Origin of the sequence: Capnocytophaga sp. oral taxon 335 str. F0486 (assembly GCF_000277665.1) — a bacterium.
GTDB lineage: Bacteria > Bacteroidota > Bacteroidia > Flavobacteriales > Flavobacteriaceae > Capnocytophaga > Capnocytophaga ochracea.
The window spans coordinates 263,740-283,608 of the sequence record NZ_AKFR01000031.1 but is presented as its reverse complement, the minus strand read 5'-3'; the positions used below and the strand labels follow the sequence as shown (position 1 = coordinate 283,608).

Below are 19,869 nucleotides of genomic sequence, written 5' to 3'. Positions count from 1 at the left end.
GAACAACTTTGCTAAAGCCATACAGACTTTAGCAAAGTTTTTTTGCTAATTATCTCATTGACAAATCGACAAATTAACTATGGCTCAATCTCTCATTTTTGAAGAATACGACCTCTCTAATGGACTACACGTGATTCTTCACCGAGATAACTCAGCTCCTGTGGTTACCATAGGAGTAATGTATCACGTAGGCGCCAAAGACGAAGACCCTACCCGCACTGGCTTTGCCCATTTCTTTGAGCATCTCCTTTTTGAAGGCACTCAGCATATAGCACGTGGCAAATGGTTTGATATTGTATCGGCAAATGGCGGACATAACAATGCTTTCACTACGCAGGATAAAACTTATTATTATGAAGTCTTCCCGTCTAACAATTTGCAATTAGGCTTGTGGATGGAAGCTGAACGTATGTTGCACCCTATTATCAATGAGATTGGAGTAAGCACTCAAAATTCAGTGGTAAAAGAAGAGAAAAACCAACGTATAGACAATACACCTTACGGCAGAATAATGTACCGCTCGGCTATCAATCCGTACCTTTTTAAAAAACACCCTTATTCGGGAACAGTAATTGGAAAAGTGGAACATTTAGACGCTGCAAGCTTAGAGGAGTTTATCGCATTTAAGAAGAAGTTTTACAACCCTAACAACGCTGTACTGGTGGTGGCAGGCGATTTCGATACGGTACCGACCAAAGAATGGATAGAACAATACTTTGCGACCATTCCTAATACAGGTAATGCTATACAACGCAACAAAATAGAAGAAGCTCCTATCACTGAAACTATTGAGGTAACCGAATACGACCCTAATATACAAATCCCACTGAAACTATATGCCTATCGCACTCCTGCAATGACGGACAAAGATTCGTTTACTATCGACTTGCTTTCTAACATTCTCACTGACGGCAAAAGCGCTCGCCTCTACAAAAAGATGATAGACGAGCATCAAACAGCTTTGCAGGTATTGGCTTTTTCAGACGCTCAAGAAGATTATGGCGTTTATATAATGGGAGCACTCCCTATGGACGGTGTGAGTTTGGAAACTTTGGCACAAGAAATGGACGAAGAAATTACAAGACTACAAACCGAACTCATCAGCGAGCGAGAATATGAAAAGTTACAAAACCAGATAGAGGCTAACTTTGTGGCTCAAAATAGCCATATGGAAGGAATTGCCCTCTCTTTGGCAGATAACTATACTTTCTACAAAGACACTAACCTTATTAACAAGGCTATAGACCACTACCGCGCTATTACCCGAGAGGATATCAGAGAGGCTGCGCGCAAGTATTTGGACAAAAACCAACGTTTAGACCTCAATTATTTACCTTCAAATCTATAAGTAAACAAAAATGACACATATAGACCGCTCTATACAACCCACCCCAGGAGCTGCTCCTATCATTAATTTAGGGACTCCTGTTACTCATACCCTCCCGAACGGACTCACTCTCCTTATCGTGGAGAACCATAAACTTCCTCAAGTGGGAATTCGCCTTTCGTTAGACGAATGTCCGGAATTAGAAAAAGAAAAGAAAGGGATTGCTGACCTTATTTCGCTAATGGCGGGCAATGGCTCTACCTCTATCAGTAAAGACGATTTTAATGAGGAAATAGACTATCTCGCAGCGACTCTCTCTATCGCTTCTAATGGCGTTTATGCCCAAGTACTCTCTAAATACTTCCCGCGTGTGTTGGCTCTCATTGCCGATGCTGCCCTGCACCCTAACTTCACGGGAGAAGATATGGAAAAAGAAAAAGCGCGCATTATCCAAAGTATTCGTGCCAATGAAAGTAATGCCGAAGTGATTATGAAGCGCGTACAGCAAACCTTACGGTACAGTACGGCTCACCCTTACGGCGAATACATTACCGAAGCTCACATCGCTGCCCTCACCTTAGACGATGTAAGTAACTATTACTGCAAACGTTTTGTACCTAACAACGCCTATTTGGTTGTTACAGGTGATGTAAAGCCCGAAGAGGTAATTACTTTGGTAAACGAATATTTCGCTGATTGGCAACCTTTTTCAGAAGAAGCTCCTGCCTTATATATCCCTGAGAATGTAAGTGAAACACAAATCAACTTTATAGACTTACCCAGCGCGGTACAATCGGAAATAAGGGTTACGAACCTCATCGACCTAAAAATGTCGCACCCTGATTACTTTCCTCTGTTGGTAGCTAACAGTATTTTAGGTGGAGATTTTGGCAGTTATATCAATATGAATTTGCGGGAAGAACACGGCTATACTTATGGAGCTTTTTCTACTTTCAAAACGGATAAATGGACAAAAGGCAATTTTAGCATCAAGACCAAAGTAGGGAATGCCGTAACAGCACCTGCTATTAGGGAGATACTCAAAGAAGTGAAGCGCATACAAACTAGTGTAGTGAGTGAAGAAAAGTTGGCACAAGCCAAAGCACAGTACTTAGGTCAGTTTGTACTGGCCACCGAGCGTCCGCAGACGATTGCCAATTACGCTATCAATATAAAAGTGCGCAACCTACCCGAAGATTTTTACAAGAACTATATTGCGAACATCAATGCAGTAACCAAAGAAGACGTACATCGAGTTGCTAATAGCTATTTTCTATTAGAAAACTTCAGAATCATCATTGTAGGCAAAGGCAGTGAAATAGCAAGAGAGCTTGAAAATATTAGCTTTGACGGGAAAAAAATCTCTGTGAAGTATTTTGATAAGTATGGGGAAGCGATTTAGTAAAAAATGAATAGTTAAAGGTGCGAGTCGCACAGGCAGTCATAGCACAGTGCGAGCCACACGGGCAGATAGTGCGAGCCACACGGGCAGATAGAGAAAAGACGAACAAAATATCCTCTCCCCAACCCTCTCCCAAGGAGAGGGAGTGTAGTAACGGAAAAGTGGGACGAAGGAATGACGAACAAATGACGGTGCGAGCCACACAGGCAGATAGAGAAAAGATGAACAAAAGACGAACAAAAGACGAACAATGAACGAACAAAAGACGAACAAATGACGAACAAATGACGGTGCGAGCCGCACGGGCAGATAGAGAAAAGACGAACAATGAACGAAGAAAGGGAACATCTAAACCAAATATAAGTCGAAGATAAGTGGTGAAAAACACGAAGTAATTTTGGTTATTTGAACTAAAAAATATAAGATTTATTTTGAAGATATATGAGAAAATCGTATCTTTGCCGTCAATTATGACATAATGAGTAATTCTGAAAACTAAAATTAATTATATTAAAGAATGGCACATAACATTAAAAAAGGCGTAATTCTTGGAAAAGAAGTACAAGAAGTATTTAAATACGCTAAAGAAAAAGGCTTTGCTCTTCCTGCAGCCAACGTTATCAGTTCAAACTCTATCAACGCTGCATTAGAAACTTCAGTAGCTGTAAATGCCCCAATGATTATCCAATTTTCTAACGGTGGTGCTCAGTTTATGGCTGGTAAAGGATTGAATAACGACAACCAACGCGCTTCAGTTCTCGGAGCGGTAGCAGGTGCTAAACACGTTCACCAATTGGCAGAAGCCTACGGAGCATCTATCATTTTGCACACTGACCACTGCGCTAAAAAATTACTTCCTTGGCTTGACGGTATGCTTGAAGCATCAGAAAAACACTTCAAAGAAACAGGTAAACCATTGTTCAGTTCTCATATGATTGACCTATCGGAAGAACCTATCAAAGAAAATATTGAAACTTGCAAACGTTATCTTGAACGTATGAGCAAAATGGATATGACTTTGGAAATAGAACTCGGTATGACCGGTGGTGAAGAAGACGGGGTAGACAACTCACACGTAGATAGTAGCAGGCTCTTCACACAACCAGAAGACGTAGCTTACGCTTACGAAGAACTTTCTAAAATTAGCTCACAATTCACCATTGCAGCTGCTTTTGGTAACGTTCACGGGGTGTACAAACCTGGCAATGTGAAATTGACACCAAAAATTTTAAGAAATTCACAAGACTACGTTTCAAAGAAATACAATTTGCCTCACAACGCACTTGACCTCGTATTCCACGGAGGTTCAGGCTCTACCCTCGAAGAAATCCGCGAGGCTATTTCTTATGGTGTAATCAAAATGAATATTGATACTGACTTGCAATACGCTTTCACTGAAGGTGTTCGCGACTATATGAAAGCTAAATCGGCTTACTTGCAAGGACAAATAGGTAACCCAGAAGGTCCCGAAGCGCCTAACAAGAAATACTACGACCCACGTGTATGGCTTCGTGAAGGCGAAAAGACATTTGTTACTCGTTTGAAAAAAGCGTTTGAAGACCTTAACAACGTAAATACTTTATAGTAGTATTTACCCACCTGATAACTTTGCCAAGAAGCTACAGCAACCTCTGCCAATAGACTTTTTGGCAAAGTTTTTGATATATGAACACAAATATTTTTAATTAAACATATGGGATATAATTCAAATTACGACAGCTACAACACTAACTATCAATCACCTCAAATAGTAAGCTATGCTACTAATGAGGCACAAGCTACCTTTTACCGCAAAACTTACTCACACGTAGCAATGGCACTTTTGGCATTTATAGCTGTAGAAGCTATTTTGCTAAATGTAGTACCAGAAAGCCTTATCATCTCTATGGTAAGTGGCAAATGGGTATGGCTATTGATTTTAGGAGGCTTTTGGTTAGGCTCAATCCTTGCCAGCAAATGGACGCAAGCACAAGATAAGAATACCCAATATATGGGCTTAGGGCTTTATGTGTTACTTGAAGCTGTTATCTTTATGCCAATAATCTTTTTGGCGATGTACTTTACTGATGGTACGGCTATCCTTTCGCAAGCTGGTATTATTACACTTGCTTTGTTTGGCGGACTTACAGCGGTGGTATTCCTCACCCGTGTAGACTTTTCGTTCTTGCGTAGCATATTGGTAATAGGAGGTTTTGTAGCCTTAGGACTTATTGTGGCAGGAGCTATCTTTGGTTTCGATTTAGGACTTTGGTTCTCAGTAGCAATGGTTGCTTTGGCAGCAGGTGGTATACTATATGAAACTTACAACATCAAAAATGTATATAGCACAGACCAATACGTAGGGGCAGCTTTACAGTTGTTCTCTTCTATTATGCTACTTTTCTGGTATATATTGAGAATACTTATGTCGAGAAGAGACTAATCTGTTCTCCTAAAATATTAAAATGATAAGTTCCATCATTGAGTACAATGAGATTAGTACTCTTGATGGAACTCTTGTATTATATGAGGTTATATGAAGGATTATGTTAGCTTGTCTTCTTATAATTCCAAATAGCCCAACTATTAAGCAGCACAGCGAATCCTACAAGATACAAAAACTCTATGTGTAATTGTGCAAAACTACTGCCTTTGAGCACAATTAAGCGGACAGCATTCACAAAATGGGTTACCGGAATAGCATTACTTACTTGCTGACTCCAAGCGGGCATACTGTCTACACTGGTGAGGAAACCGCTCATCAAAAGGAATATCATTATAAAGAAATAGGCGATAAACATAGCTTGCAACTGTGAATCGGCATAGGTGGAGACCAGAAGTCCGAAGCCGAGAATCGCAATGAGATACATTGTGGCAAAGGCATACAAGGTGAGTAGATTTCCTGCGGGGAAGATACCATAGACTACATACATCACCGTAAGCCCCAAGGTGAAGAGGATTAACCCTACTACCAAAAAGGGTATGAGCTTTCCTAATATAAACTGCCACTTCTTAATAGGGGTAACATTAATCTGCTCGATAGTGCCTATTTCCTTTTCTTTGACTACATTGAGTGCTGAAAGAAAACCCCCGATAATGGTGAGCAATATAGCTAAAATACCTGGAACAATGTAGCGCGTATATTGCATATAGGGGTTGTACCAATGGGTGCTCTCCACCCCGATTTTGGCTACATTGCCTATGCGCTGAGGGGCTTTTACATTTACATCGAGTTGGGTGTTGAAGTCACGTATCACCGTAAGCAAATACGCTCCTCCTAAAGACGACTTGCTCCCATTAATCGCATCGATAGAGAGACCAAGTGTCTGCTTTCCTTCGCGTACGAGGTTGCGCTCAAAACCTTCGGGGACTTCTAAAACTACATCAGCTTTGCCGTCTTCTATCAGGGCGATACCTTCCTTATAGGAGAAAGGAGCCTTTACGAGCTTAAAGTACCCTGACGCAGTAATCTTCTGTATCAGTTGGTGAGAATAGGTACTTTGGTCGTGGTCGATATACACGAGGTTGATGTTCTTCACATCGAAATTGGCAACTAAGGGCAATATAATCAGTTGGAAGATAGGTGCCACAAACATCATTGCCAAGATCGTCTTATCTCGGAATATCTGCTTAAATTCTTTTTGGAGTATAAAGCTTAATACTTTCATTTCTTCTTTATTGTAATCTAATCTTAAACTTCTTCATTGCAAGGCTTAAGAAAACTACTGCCATTGCGATGAGAATGAGCGTTTCTTTCCATACGTAAGTGAAATCCAATCCTTTGAGCATTACTTTCTTCACGATAGCGTAGTAGTAACTAGAGGGGAAGACTTTGGATATTCCCTGAAAGATAAGAGGCATATTCTCTATGGGGAACATAAAGCCGGTAAAGAATGCCGTAGGAAGCATCATTCCCATCATAGCGATGAGCATAGCCGTTTGCTGTGAAGCGGTAACGGTGGATATGAGTAGCCCCAACGACAAACAGATGATGATAAACAAGGTGCTTTCGGCGTATAGCAACAGCAGATTGCCACGTATCGGGACATCGAGCATATAGACCGATAGCAGGAGTATCACGGTGAAGTTGATGAGCGAGAGAATAAGGTAAGGCACGGCTTTGGCAATGAGTATCATTATAGGTTTGAAAGGCGATACCAAAAGGATTTCCATAGTACCCAACTCTTTTTCACGCACCACCGCTACCGAGGTGAGGGCAGTGCTCACTATCATAAAGACGAGCGCAATCACCCCAGGGACGAAGTTCATAGAGCCATTTTGCTCCTCGTTGTACAACATTCGGTTTTCAACGGTTATCTGGTAGGGTAGTTGCACAGCAGGGTTCAGCTCTTGCTGATAGCTGGCTACCATAGCCGAGAAGTAGTTTTGCACCGTTTTAGCCGTATTGGGGTCACTCCCATCGGTGATGAGTTGTAGGGGGGTACCACTAGGGGTGTAGAGGTCTTTACCGAAATCGGGAGGGAAGATGAGCGCGGCTTTTATAGTACCACGCTTGAATTGGTCTTCTACTTGATCGTAACGAAACAAAGGGTCTTTCAGCTTAAAATACGGACTTGCCTGCAAGCGGTGTGTGATTTCTTGGCTATAAGTGTTGTTTGCCTCATCTAATACAGCGATACCGATATTCTTGACCTCGCTGCTGAGGGCTTGACCGAAAAGGATAATCTGCGCTATGGGGATACCAAAGAGTATCAGTAGCGTGCGACGGTCGCGGAATACGTGATAGAATTCCTTGCGTATAAAAGCGATGAGCTGTTTCATATTAATAGGTGGGCGAATTGCCATTTAATAGGTGGGCGAATTGCCATTCGCCCCTACGGGGTTATTCATTACGTTTTGCCTTACGGGCGAGTTGGTAGAAAACCTCGTCCATTGAATCGGTGTGAAATTGGTTTTTAAGGTTGGTAGGCGTATCCATTGCTTCCACTTTGCCATCTACCATTATGCTGATGCGGTGACAATATTCGGCTTCGTCCATATAATGGGTGGTAACGAATACGGTGATGCCCTGTGCGGAGGCTTCGTATATCATATCCCAGAACTGACGGCGCGTTATCGGGTCTACGCCACCGGTGGGCTCGTCGAGAAAGACGATTTCGGGACGGTGGAAGATAGCGACCGAGAAGGCGAGCTTCTGTTTCCAGCCCAGAGGTAGCGACCCTACGAGTTTGTTGGCTTCAGCCTCCAAGCCGAGCTTGGTGATAAGGTCGGTACTGCGGGTTTTGATTTCCTTTCGACTCAAGCCATAGACGCCTCCGTAGAAGGTGATGTTTTCCTGCACGGTGAGGTTGTCATACAACGAAAACTTCTGACTCATATAGCCGATGTGTTTTTTAATCTGCTCTTGCTGGCGATAGACATCAAAGCCTGCTACCTGAGCCTCGCCTGAAGTAGGGTAGGAGAGTCCGCAGAAGATGCGTATAGCGGTGGTTTTCCCCGCACCGTTGGCACCGAGGAAACCGAAGATTTCACCTTTTTCAACGGTAAGGGAAATGTTGTTCACGGCTTTGAAATCGCCGAATTGCTTTGTTAGGTTATGACAGTGTATTGCGTACATTTTATTAAATTAGCAAATTAGCAGATGTGAAAATTAGCAAATTAGCTCCCTCTCACTTACTCGGCAACTGCCGACAATCCCGAAGGGGGACAAGCCAGAAAGGTGATAAATATTGCTTTAATTTTCTTCCATTAGGCGGATAAAACTGTCCTCGATGGTGGGGGTAATGGCTTTCCATTCGAGGTGGGGGAAGGTGTTTTTCAGCTGTTGCTCGAATATGGGAATGTTGGTATTTTCTTTGAGAGTAACGTGTAGATACTCGCCAAAGGGGTAACAGCTATCAATGTTGGGGTGCTCGCGCAGGTGCTGGAGCAGTGCGTATAGGTCGGGAGCCTTGACAGCATAGAGTGTCGTAGGGTACTGGGCGATGATTTGCTCGGGGGTGCTGGTGGAAAGCACCTTGCCTGATTGTATTAAGGCTATGCGGTCGCACAGACTGGCTTCGTCCATATAAGGGGTGGAAACGAGTATGCTGATGCCTTGCGCCTTCAGTTTCTTCAGCATCTCCCAGAACTCTTTGCGCGAAACCACATCTACCCCCGTGGTGGGTTCGTCTAACAAGAGGACTTTGGGTTTGTGAATGAGGGCGCAACATAGGGCTAACTTCTGCTTCATTCCCCCTGAGAGCTTGCCCGCGCGACGGTTACTGAACGGCTTTATCTGCTCATAAATATCTTTGATAAGGTCGTAATTCTCGGCGATAGTCGTACCAAAAACGGTAGCGAAGAAGGAGAGGTTCTCCTCGACAGTGAGATCTTGGTACAGAGAGAAGCGCCCAGGCATATAACCCACGTGCTTGCGGATTTCTTTATAATCCTTGACGATATCCCAGCCCTCTATGGTTGCTGTACCCTCATCAGGCAATAGGAGGGTGGTGAGCATACGAAAGACGGTGGTTTTGCCTGCCCCATCGGGACCTATGAGCCCGAAAAGTTCGCCTTTCTCGACCTCTAAGGAAAGGTGTTGCACGGCGTGGGTATCGCCGTAGGACTTGCTGAGATTATGTATAATGATGCTATTCATCTTTCAATGAGTCAATTTGGTTACGAGCTGCAAGCTCTATTCTTGATAGACACGATCCACAGGCTCGCGCCAGCAGGGGGGGTTAATTTCATTTTCAGTAAAATTGTTATATTTTTGCCACGAATTTAGATATTATACTTATATGCATTACCTATACCTTACTTTAGCGATTGTTTTAGAGGTCTTAGCCACCGCTCTTTTAGGTAAATCGGAAGGGTTTACCAAGTGGTTATTTGCCGTAGGCTCGCTGTTGTCTTATGGTGTTTGTTTTTATTTTTTATCCTTAGCTCTCAAGAATATTCCACTGGGGGTAGCTTACGCTATCTGGTCGGGGGTGGGGATTGTACTGACTGCTATTGTGAGTATTCTTGTTTTCAAAAACAAAATAGACTTGCCTTTTGTATTGGGTTCCCTGCTTATCATCGCTGGGGTGGTGGTGATTAACCTCTTCTCAAAGGCAAATGGACACTGATTTTTCCCCTATTTTTTCTCTTTTCTTCTTGTTATCAAAATAAATACTACACATATTACCAGTCCTACAAGAGCGGGTTTGGCTACTGACCAACCGCTTGCACCACTGCTCGCTACACTCCATAACAGTTTTAAAAACGCTGCTAACACTACGGTGTAGAGCAATAAGCGCCATTTTCTCTTCCACGCTGAGACTATCAGCAGATAGAAAAAAAGCGGTACACTTAGTGAGAAAAGTATCTTTTTTGTGTCCCACGTGCCTTTGAGATAATCCATTTCGTAGGCTAAGAAGCCGAGCACCTTAGGGTCGGTTTGTTGTGGAGTGGGGAACCAAAACATACTAGTAAATAGGCAAAAGATACTCAATGACACTCCTGCATACGATTTTCTCAAAGCAAAATACACCATAGGCACAATAAAGAGTGGACGGACATACCAGCTCAATATATTGTGATGTCGCGCAAAAGTCCACTCAAAAAAGGAGTCATTAGTGAGAAAGACTACTATAAAAACTATGGTAAGCAGGACGAAAATCGTTGCTATTACTTTGTCGTATTTCTTTAACATAGGGTTGTATTTGTTAGTAAGCTACAAAAAATGTGCTAAGAATGTGAGCTACAAGCTCTATTCTTGATAGACACGAGCCATAGGCTCGCGCCAACGGGGGGTGTAGAGCGAGGTTATTTGAATAGCACTTCTCCGTACATTCCTATCTTTAAAAAGCCGTCGTTTTTAACCTTTACTTTGATAGCATAGACGAGGTTGGCGCGTTCAGATTTTGTTTGTATCGTTTTGGGGGTGAACTCGCTCTCTTGGGATATCCAGATAATTTCGCCTTGATAGGTGCGGTATTCACCTTTTCCGGCATCGGTGCGCACGGTAACTTGCTGTCCTAATTTGATTTGGGATAGTTGGTCGCCGGTGATGTAGGCTTTGAGGGTTAGTACATCAGTATTAGCAATCTTATAGAGAGGCTTCCCGAACGTCTGCATTTCTCCTTTTAGGGCGTAGTTAGTAAGCACAGTGCCCGCAATAGGGTTGATAATTTCACCCTGATTGATTTGCTCTTGAACGGCCTGAGCATTCTTTTGCAGAGGGGCTTCTTGGCTTAATACATTGCGGTTTTGCGTGTTGATATTGGTGAGACTGACCTTGAGTTGGTTTTCGGTTACGGCTATCTGCTTGCGAAGCTGGTCGATGAGGGCAGAGAGGTCGTCCAATTGCTTTTGTGTGGCAGCTCCACCACGTACTAAGTTTTGTGTACGCGTAAGCTCACGTTCCTGTTGGGCGAGTTGTGCGCGCTGTACTTCGAGTTGACTACGAATGAGTGCTACCTGGTCGGCAGGGTTCTGGGTCTTCTCTTTGAGGGAGGCAATAGTAGCCTCGACCTGCTCTTTTTGGAGCTTGAGGACTTCGACATTTATTTGCCCCACCTTTTGACCTTCGGTAAGAGTTTTGCCTTCTTCTACATCGTAGTCGATGAGTTGCCCTGTTTGCTGGGCAGAAACGATAACTTCGTCGGCTTCAAAGTTACCAGAAGCATCGAATTGATGTTTGTTATTGCAGGCGATAAGGGCTGCAAGGGCGGTGATGAGTGTTATTTTTTTCATTTTAGTTCCTCACCCCCGTTCCCCCTCTCCCAAGGAGAGGGGGGCAAGCCGTAAAGGACTCGTTACCTATCTCTCAAAGAAGCGGGACAAGCCGTAAAGGCGATGGGGGATTTTTTTTATGGGTTATTATTATTCTGTTTTATTGTTAGCCTCACTATAACTCCCCTCCTTGGGAGGGGTTGGGGGAGGATTGTCCTGTAATTAGTTTTTGGTTCTCTTGAGCTTGTAGGAGTTGTATTTGGTGCAGGATAAGGGTTTGTTGGGCAAGATGCCAAGCATTGACTTTCTGCAAGTATTCGTGAGTGGTGATGACCCCGTTATCCAACTGGACTTCGGCTGCTTTGGCGACGGAATGGCGCAAAGTTACTGAGGTTTCATCTTGTTCTATCAGCTTTTGTAGCTTTTTGAGTTGCTCGGACTGCTGAGTGAGTTCGAGTTTTGTGTTGAGTAAGAAGGTTTGGCGATCGGTTGTGAGACTCTCGCGGTTCAGGCGCAAAATATGTCTCTTGCTCGATAAGTTGTATAGCGGACTTAGATTCCACTGCAAACGGAGCCCTGTGATGTAATAGAAATCCGCTTGGTTGCTGAGCATATTGAGTGTGGGACGCCCATAACCGCCTTGAAAAAACGCACTGAGCTTAGGTATATATTCGCTATTGAGCTGTTTTTCTTGCGCTTTGAGCAACGATTCCTGTAGCTGAAACCCTTTGAGTTCAGGACGAAAAATATCGGTACTTAGGGTTTGAGACTGGGATTGAGGCGTAGGCTGTGCAAGCTGGGAAGCGCTGGTGAGCTCTTTGCCTATGAAAGTAGACAGCATTTGCAAGTAGGTAGCTTGGGTGGCTTCGTACTCAGTGGTTTGCATTGTCACACGGAGGATTTCGGCTTTCAGCTCGTTGACATTGCTGGGGAGGGTAGTTCCGTTTTTTAGGGCTACTTCTGCTTTGCGGAGTTGTGACTCCAACGTTTCGATATTGAGGCGGTTTTGCGATAACTGGGCATCAATGAGGAGCACCCCAAAATATAAGTTGCTCACACGTTGTTTTAGGGTGTACAATTGGGTTTCGACTGCTTGCGCTTGGACGGCACTTTGAGCTTTGGCAATAGCCTTCTGACTGTGAATCGCACCACCTCCGTAGAGGAGTTGGCTCACCTCGCCTACTACCTTATATTGCTCCTTGTCGATGGTAGGTAAAGAGACGTTAGGAGGCAGTGGGAGGGCACTTGCGACGGTTTTAGAGAGGTCGGTTACTTCCGACTGGTAAGTGGCTTGCCCTAAGATAGAAACCTGCGGGAGATAGGCACGATTGGCATTGGCAAGGGTATAGTCCTCAGTTTTGGCTACCAAATTGAGTTTTTTGACGGTAGGGTAATTCTCACGAGTAAGACGGTAGCAGTCCTCCAAAAAAAGGATAGCCTGCGCTTGCGCGGTGAGAGTGAGAGCTATCAATACGGTGAGTGTTAAGATAAGGTGTTTCATAGTGGCAATCCTCACCCCCGTTCCCCCTCTCCGAAAGAGAGAGGGCAAGCCATAAAACAGAGTAAAAGACTGATGAATTAGGGCTTTTAGGGGTATTATAGTGTTAATAAATTAGTTTAACCATTTGGTTAGGGTATAGATAAAAAAAATGTTATTTAGCCTCCGTTCCCCCGAAGGGAGACAATCCGCAAAGATAATTGTTTAAGAGAAACGTATTATTATTTCCATAGCATCGCTTTAATCCATTGGGGGATAAGGGTTTTACGCTGGAGCATTAGGGCTTTGTACTGTTCTTCGGGTATGTTGATAATTGAGGTTAGGATAGGTTTTGCAATGAAAGGAAATATCACCAACCCGATGACATTTAGGATAGCTTGCATTAGGTTAGGCTCTGTGATTTCGCCACGGGCTACGGCTTCGGCATATTGACGGGTGAGCACAGAGTGAGTAAGTGCCTCTTTAATAGGGTTTTGCTCTACAAATGCTTGCGGGTTAGGACGCACCTCATTGAGTATAAAGGTAGGTAATTCGGGTTCTTTGAGGAGTAAATCGACGTAGTTAGAGACGATGAGGTCTATTTTCTCATCGAGAGAGGTATTTTCGTCGTTCAGCATAAGGTTTACTCCTTTAAAGAATTGCGCCATTGTTTCCATCATTACCATTTCAAAGAGTTTTTCTTTACTACGAAAATAATAGTTCAGCATTGCGTGGTTGATACCCGCTTCTTCGGCAATGTCGCGAGTGCGTGTGCCTGCAAAACCTTTCTGATGAAAGACTTTGCGGGCAGCGGCTTTGATGCGTTCTTCGGTGCTTATATCTTTTGTCTTCTTCATCGTTACTTCTGATTTTCGGGGGCAAAGGTACAACGAGTTTTCGAATTAACCAAATGGTTAGAACAAAAATTTAAATTACATAGTACGTAGGTAGTAGTAACAATCTAAAAGTCATATATTTACATATATAAATAAAAACCTATGAGTAGGTGAAAAATTAGAAAATTAGCAAATTAGGGAATTAGCAAATGGGAAGTGTAGTTAATGGTTAATGGTTAATGGTTAATGGTTAATGGTTAATGGTTAATGGTTAATGGTTAATGATTAATGGTTAATGATTAATGGTTAATGATTAATGGTTAATGATTAATGGTTAATGATTAATGGTTAATGATTAATGGTTAATGATTAATGGTTAATGGTTAATAGTGAAATTGGGAGAGGGGTATACAAAGCTTATAGAATAATTAAAGAATGAGTGGCTTTTCAGTGGGTCTACAGTGGCTCTACAGTGGCTCTACAATGAAGACTAACCAAAGATTAATTGAATACTAACTGAATAGCAATTGAACTTAGAATGTCACTAATATCAATCAAGGGTTCAATTAATTGATGTGAAAAGAATGTAGCTTACGCTACAGAAATCTTACAAATTTTTACAAATAAAACAAATAGTCAGTAAGCTACCTGAAAGTCTTGCAAAGACTTCACGGATTGCACAGATTTAGCACAGATAATTCTTTTGTAAAACATCATTATTCTGCGGATTGCTCAGCTAAAGCTGAGGGAGAAATTAGCAGATTAGCAAATTTGTGAATTTGCTAATTAGTTCGTACCTTTGCGCCCTGAAAATGTTAATTATTAACTGTCAATCGTTAGTTAAAAATATATGACTTCGCAAGAAATAAGAGAACAATTCCTAAAATTCTTTGAAAGCAAAGGGCACACTATTGTCCCCTCGGCTCCTATGGTGGTTAAAAACGACCCTACCCTGATGTTTACCAACGCTGGTATGAACCAATTTAAAGAGTTCTTCCTTGGTAATGCTAAACCTAAATACAAACGCGTAGCCGATACTCAAAAGTGTTTGCGCGTATCGGGGAAGCACAACGATTTGGAAGAGGTAGGTCGCGACACGTATCACCACACGATGTTTGAGATGCTTGGCAACTGGTCGTTTGGCGATTACTTCAAAAAAGAAGCCATTAGCTGGGCGTGGGAATTGCTCACCGAAATATACAAAATTCCCAAAGAAAACCTCTATGTAACCGTTTTTGAAGGCAGTGAAGAAGACGGTGTGCCTTTTGACCAAGAAGCCTATGATATATGGAAAGAACGGATTGCTGAAAACCATATACTTCTCGGAAATAAAAAAGATAACTTTTGGGAAATGGGTGACCAAGGTCCTTGTGGTCCTTGTACCGAAATTCACGTGGACATTCGTTCGGAAGAAGAGAAAGCCAAAGTGCCAGGTCGCGACCTTGTGAATAACGACCACCCTCAGGTAATTGAGATTTGGAACAATGTGTTTATGGAGTTCAACCGCAAAGCCGACGGTAGTCTCGAAAAACTACCTTCTCGCAACGTGGATACAGGTATGGGTTTTGAACGCCTCTGTATGGTATTGCAGAAGAAACAATCAAATTACGATACCGATGTGTTTACCCCACTGATTCACAAAGTGGAAGAGATTACCCAAAGTAGATATACCTCAGGCGACCGTGTAACTGCTGAACAAGAACAAGTAAACATTGCCATTCGTGTGATTTCAGACCATATTAGGGCTGTGGCTTTTGCTATTACCGACGGTCAGTTGCCCTCTAACAATGGTGCTGGTTATGTGATACGCCGTATTTTGCGCCGTGCTATTCGCTATGGTTTTACTTTCTTAAACCAAAAAGAACCGTTTATCTACAAATTAGTAGAGACACTCTCTAACCAAATGGGAGGTACTTTCCCCGAATTGGAGAAACAACAATTCCTGATTATGAGCGTCATAAAAGAAGAAGAAGCCTCTTTCTTGCGCACGCTTGAACAAGGTTTGCTAATGCTAGATGTGATGATACAAAACAGTCCTGGCAAGCAACTATCGGGCGGTAAAGCCTTTGAATTATACGACACTTACGGCTTCCCCAAAGATTTGACAGCGCTCATTCTTTCGGAGAAAGGGCTCACTATGGACGAAGCCAGTTTTGAAGAACAATTACAAAAACAAAAAGAGCGTTCACGTGCAGCAGCTCAAATAAAAGCTGACGACTGGGTAATACTTCGCGACGACGATGAAGAGGAGTTTATAGGCTATGATACCTTAGAGGCTGTGGTGCGATTGGTGAAATACCGCAGAGTGGAAAGTCAGAAAGACGGTACTCATTTTCAGCTGGTATTCAACACTACTCCTTTTTATCCGGAAGGAGGTGGACAAGTGGGCGATAAAGGTACTCTACAAAGTGCTAACGGTGAGCTTATCTATATTTTAGATACCAAAAAAGAAAATAACCTTATCATTCACATTTCAGAACACCTACCTACTAATTTAAACGACCCTTTCAAAGCAGAAGTACATTCAATATCACGTGAAATGGCAGAAGCTAACCACAGTGCTACCCACCTATTACACCAAGCCTTACGCGAAGTGTTGGGTACACACGTTGAACAGAAGGGCTCACGTGTAGCTCCTGAAACTTTGCGCTTCGACTTCTCTCACTTTGCTAAACTTACTGAGGAAGAGCTCAAAAAGGTAGAGCAATTGGTAAACAAACGTATTTTTGAGAAAATTCCTTTGCAAGAGCATCGTAATATTCCTATGCAACAAGCCGTGGAATCAGGTGCTATGGCACTCTTTGGTGAAAAGTACGGCGACCGTGTGCGTATGATTCAGTTTGGTGATAGCAAAGAGCTTTGTGGGGGAACTCACGTAAAGAACACAGGCGATATTTGGTATTTCAAAATCATCTCAGAAGGTGCAGTAGCAGCAGGGATTCGCCGTATTGAAGCGATTACCCGTGGAGGAGCTATGAAGTATTTTACAGAACAAGAACAGCTAGTAGAACAAATAAAAGAAACGCTGAAAAACGCCCAAGACCCTGTAAAAGCGATTAGGCACTTGCAAGAAGAAAATGCAGCTTTACACAAAGAGCTTGAACAGTTGAGAAAAGAACAAGCTAAACAACTTAAAACAAGCATCAAAGCTGAATTTACAGAAGTAAATGGTGTTCAGTGTCTCGTAAAACGGGTAGATGCAGAAGTGGCAACTCTCAAAGACCTTGCTTTCGAGTTGGGTAATGAGGTAAAAAATGCTTTTGTATTCTTTGGATCAGCTCACGAAGAAGGCAAAGCACTCTTGTTATGCTATATCAATAAAGAATTGGCACAAGCCAAAGGATTAGATGCTGGTAAGATAGTACGAGAACTGGGCAAATACATTCACGGAGGAGGTGGCGGACAGCCATTTTTTGCAACCGCAGGAGGTAAAAACCCCAGTGGTATTACCGAAGCACTTTCTAAGGTAAAAGATTATTTATAATGAACTTTTTAGCTCATATCTACCTTTCAGGAGAAGGCGATGAACTGCTCACTATTGGCAACTTTATCGCCGATACCGTACGAGGCAAAGAATACTTACAATACCCCGAAGCAATGCAACGGGGTATTTTATTACATCGCAGAATAGATACTTTCACAGATGCACACGCCATTTTCCGGAAAAGTAAACACCGATTGGTGCCTACTTACAACCATTACGCAGGGGTGCTGGTAGATATTTTTTACGATTATTGTCTTGCTAAACATTGGAAAGAATATTCTGATAAATCCTTAGAACAATATGTTCAGCACTTTTACGATGCCTTAGAACGCCATCAGCACTTGCTCAACGATAAAGCTCAAACTTTGAGCAAATACATCATTGCCGAACGTTGGTTAGAAAGCTATCAAACCTTTGAAGGTATCTCTTCCATATTATACCGAATGGATAGGCGTACAGGCTTTGTTTCGAAAATGCAATATGCCATAGAAGATTTAAAAAGAGATGAAAAATTATATGAAGAAGAATTTACTCAGTTCTTTAAAGAAATACAAATGATGTAATTACAAAAACTTTTCAGTAGAATTGATTGTTTCTTAGTAACATTTCTACTTAACACAATATTCATATAATTATCTAATAAACAAATAGATACACATTTACAGATAAAAAAACATCTTCAAAAATCATAAAATTATTTGGCTAATTCAAAGATTATTCGTAATTTTGCCATAATTTTTTAAGGGCATAGAGTATTAATTTATCATTATTGTTTCATTCTTTCCTATTAGAAATAGCCCTACTAAAATACTCTCGTTCCTAATTAGGAAATACAAATTTTATTATCAGCAAATGGCTGAAAACACTCAAAATCCAGAAGAGTTCTTACAGAACTTTGATTGGGACAAATACCAAGAAGGTATTGACAGCGTACAAGAAGACCAATTGAAAAACTTCGAAGAATTGGTTAAAAACAATTTCGTTGACACTCAAGACAATGAAGTAGTAGAAGGAGTAGTAACTCGCATCACTGACAGAGAAGCGATTATCGACATTAACGCTAAATCAGAAGGCGTTATCTCTCTCAACGAGTTTCGCTACAACCCGAACCTGAAAGTAGGTGACAAAGTAGAAGTGCTTATCGATATCCGTGAGGATAAAAACGGTCAGTTAGTACTTTCACACCGCAAAGCACGTACGCTTAAAGCTTGGGATAGAATTAACTTGGCACACGAAAACGGCGAAATCGTAAACGGTTTTGTAAAAAGCCGTACCAAAGGCGGTATGATAGTAGATGTATTTGGCATCGAAGCATTCTTACCTGGTTCTCAAATCGATGTGAAACCTATCCGCGATTACGAACAATTCGTAAACAAAACAATGGAATTCAAGATTGTGAAAGTAAATCACGAGTTCAAAAACGTAGTGGTTTCTCACAAAGCGCTCATCGAAGCAGATATCGAAGAACAGAAGAAAGAAATCATCGGTCAACTCGAAAAAGGACAAGTACTCGAAGGAGTTGTGAAAAATATCACTTCTTACGGTGTATTTGTAGACCTTGGTGGCGTAGACGGATTGATTCACATCACCGACCTTTCTTGGGCTCGTATCAATCACCCAAGCGAAGTGGTATCGGTAGACCAAAAACTCAATGTGGTAATCCTCGATTTCGACGACAACAAATCACGTATCCAATTAGGTTTAAAACAGCTTAGCAAACACCCTTGGGACGCTCTTGCTGACGACCTTAAAGTAGGCGATAAAGTAAAAGGTAAAGTAGTGGTAATTGCCGACTACGGTGCTTTCGTAGAAATCGCTGATGGTGTAGAAGGTCTTATCCACGTTTCTGAAATGTCTTGGAGTACTCACTTGCGTTCTGCTCAAGATTTCGTAAAACTCGGCGACGAAGTAGAAGCTGTTATCTTGACTCTCGACCGCAACGAGCGCAAAATGTCTTTGGGTATTAAACAACTTACCCCAGACCCTTGGATTAACATTACTGAGAAATATCCAGTAGGTTCTAAACATACAGGTACTGTTCGCAATTTCACTAATTTCGGTGTATTCGTAGAACTCGAAGAAGGTATCGATGGTCTTATCCACATCACCGACCTTTCTTGGACTAAGAAAATTAAACACCCATCAGAATTTGTAAACTCTGGTGATAAGATTGAAGTAGTAGTACTTGAATTAGATCCCGAAGGACACAAATTGTCATTAGGGCACAAGCAAACCACTCCTAACCCTTGGGACAAATACGAAACTGAATTTGCGGTAGGTACAGTTCACAAAGGTACTATTTCTAAAATGGTAGACAAAGGTGCTACTGTTCCTTTCAACGACGATATCTTAGCGTTTGTTCCTTCACGTCACTTAGAAAAAGAAGACGGAAAGAAATTGGGCAAAGGAGACACTGCTGATTTCAAAGTAATTGAGTTCAACAAAGAATTTAAACGTGTAGTAGCTTCTCACACTGCTATCTTCAAAGAAGAAGAAGAGAAAATAGCTAAAGAAGCTGCTGTAAATACCAACTCATCTACAGTCGAAAAATCAACACTTGGTGACCTTGAAGCGTTACAAGAGTTGAAAGACAAGATGGAAAAAGAGAAGTAATTTAGTTTTTTTCATAATTTTTTGTTTTAATGAGGAAAAGTCGTTGCTGGGAAGTGACGACTTTTTTTATTATTTATGATATATCTATTA

General features: G+C 42.0%; 16 protein-coding genes. 8 read left to right on the top strand and 8 right to left on the bottom strand.

The genetic code is table 11. The features are described from left to right. Positions 1 to 79: 79 nt before the first annotated feature. From HMPREF1320_RS07375 to HMPREF1320_RS07355, 4 genes are all read left to right on the top strand, one after another. Positions 80 to 1,348, top strand: coding sequence for a M16 family metallopeptidase (locus tag HMPREF1320_RS07375; protein ID WP_009417965.1), 1,269 nt, complete (start codon positions 80 to 82; stop codon positions 1,346 to 1,348). Positions 1,349 to 1,358: 10 nt separating this feature from the next. After that, on the top strand, positions 1,359 to 2,729 hold the full coding sequence (locus HMPREF1320_RS07370; protein ID WP_009417920.1) for a M16 family metallopeptidase: 1,371 nt from the start codon (positions 1,359 to 1,361) through the stop codon (positions 2,727 to 2,729). A 517-nt stretch (positions 2,730 to 3,246) separates the two neighbouring features. After that, a complete protein-coding gene (gene fbaA / locus HMPREF1320_RS07360; RefSeq protein WP_002672889.1) occupies positions 3,247 to 4,314 on the top strand; it encodes a class II fructose-bisphosphate aldolase in 1,068 nt (355 codons plus the stop codon). Between the two features lie 108 nt (positions 4,315 to 4,422). After that, complete coding sequence (locus HMPREF1320_RS07355; RefSeq protein ID WP_009410716.1) at positions 4,423 to 5,151, top strand: Bax inhibitor-1 family protein; 729 nt, start codon at positions 4,423 to 4,425, stop codon at positions 5,149 to 5,151. Positions 5,152 to 5,257: 106 nt separating this feature from the next. On the opposite strand, the gene HMPREF1320_RS07350 is transcribed toward HMPREF1320_RS07355, so the two are convergent. The 4 genes from HMPREF1320_RS07350 to HMPREF1320_RS07335 all read right to left on the bottom strand — a co-directional run bounded on the left by HMPREF1320_RS07350 (position 5,258) and on the right by HMPREF1320_RS07335 (position 9,309). Then, on the bottom strand, positions 5,258 to 6,376 hold the full coding sequence (locus HMPREF1320_RS07350; RefSeq protein WP_009417992.1) for an ABC transporter permease: 1,119 nt from the start codon (positions 6,374 to 6,376) through the stop codon (positions 5,258 to 5,260). 7 nt (positions 6,377 to 6,383) lie between these two features. Then, complete coding sequence (locus tag HMPREF1320_RS07345) at positions 6,384 to 7,514, bottom strand: ABC transporter permease (RefSeq protein WP_009418117.1); 1,131 nt, start codon at positions 7,512 to 7,514, stop codon at positions 6,384 to 6,386. A gap of 37 nt (positions 7,515 to 7,551) precedes the next feature. Continuing rightward, positions 7,552 to 8,286: an ABC transporter ATP-binding protein gene (locus tag HMPREF1320_RS07340; RefSeq protein WP_009418106.1), complete on the bottom strand. Its 735-nt coding sequence runs from the start codon at positions 8,284 to 8,286 to the stop codon at positions 7,552 to 7,554. Positions 8,287 to 8,403: 117 nt separating this feature from the next. After that, complete coding sequence (locus tag HMPREF1320_RS07335) at positions 8,404 to 9,309, bottom strand: ABC transporter ATP-binding protein (protein ID WP_009418039.1); 906 nt, start codon at positions 9,307 to 9,309, stop codon at positions 8,404 to 8,406. A 142-nt stretch (positions 9,310 to 9,451) separates the two neighbouring features. Between HMPREF1320_RS07335 and HMPREF1320_RS07330 the strand changes: the two genes are divergently transcribed. Next, positions 9,452 to 9,781, top strand: a complete 330-nt coding sequence (locus HMPREF1320_RS07330) for a DMT family transporter (protein WP_009410711.1) — start codon at positions 9,452 to 9,454, stop codon at positions 9,779 to 9,781. A gap of 8 nt (positions 9,782 to 9,789) precedes the next feature. On the opposite strand, the gene HMPREF1320_RS07325 is transcribed toward HMPREF1320_RS07330, so the two are convergent. The 4 genes from HMPREF1320_RS07325 to HMPREF1320_RS07310 all read right to left on the bottom strand — a co-directional run bounded on the left by HMPREF1320_RS07325 (position 9,790) and on the right by HMPREF1320_RS07310 (position 13,703). Continuing rightward, complete coding sequence (locus tag HMPREF1320_RS07325) at positions 9,790 to 10,347, bottom strand: hypothetical protein (RefSeq protein ID WP_009417941.1); 558 nt, start codon at positions 10,345 to 10,347, stop codon at positions 9,790 to 9,792. Between the two features lie 113 nt (positions 10,348 to 10,460). Then, positions 10,461 to 11,390, bottom strand: coding sequence for an HlyD family secretion protein (locus HMPREF1320_RS07320; protein ID WP_009417943.1), 930 nt, complete (start codon positions 11,388 to 11,390; stop codon positions 10,461 to 10,463). 154 nt (positions 11,391 to 11,544) lie between these two features. After that, positions 11,545 to 12,870, bottom strand: a complete 1,326-nt coding sequence (locus HMPREF1320_RS07315) for a TolC family protein (protein ID WP_009418128.1) — start codon at positions 12,868 to 12,870, stop codon at positions 11,545 to 11,547. A gap of 218 nt (positions 12,871 to 13,088) precedes the next feature. After that, on the bottom strand, positions 13,089 to 13,703 hold the full coding sequence (locus HMPREF1320_RS07310; protein WP_034554341.1) for a TetR/AcrR family transcriptional regulator: 615 nt from the start codon (positions 13,701 to 13,703) through the stop codon (positions 13,089 to 13,091). A gap of 829 nt (positions 13,704 to 14,532) precedes the next feature. Here HMPREF1320_RS07310 and alaS point away from each other — a divergent pair. The 3 genes from alaS to rpsA all read left to right on the top strand — a co-directional run bounded on the left by alaS (position 14,533) and on the right by rpsA (position 19,779). After that, complete coding sequence (gene alaS, locus HMPREF1320_RS07305; protein WP_009417993.1) at positions 14,533 to 17,166, top strand: alanine--tRNA ligase; 2,634 nt, start codon at positions 14,533 to 14,535, stop codon at positions 17,164 to 17,166. Further along, a complete protein-coding gene (locus tag HMPREF1320_RS07300; RefSeq protein ID WP_009418041.1) occupies positions 17,166 to 17,729 on the top strand; it encodes an ACP phosphodiesterase in 564 nt (187 codons plus the stop codon). The genes alaS and HMPREF1320_RS07300 overlap by 1 nt, the downstream gene beginning before the upstream one ends. A 289-nt stretch (positions 17,730 to 18,018) precedes the next feature. Further along, positions 18,019 to 19,779, top strand: a complete 1,761-nt coding sequence (rpsA, locus tag HMPREF1320_RS07295; RefSeq protein WP_009418094.1) for a 30S ribosomal protein S1 — start codon at positions 18,019 to 18,021, stop codon at positions 19,777 to 19,779. Positions 19,780 to 19,869 lie beyond the last annotated feature (90 nt).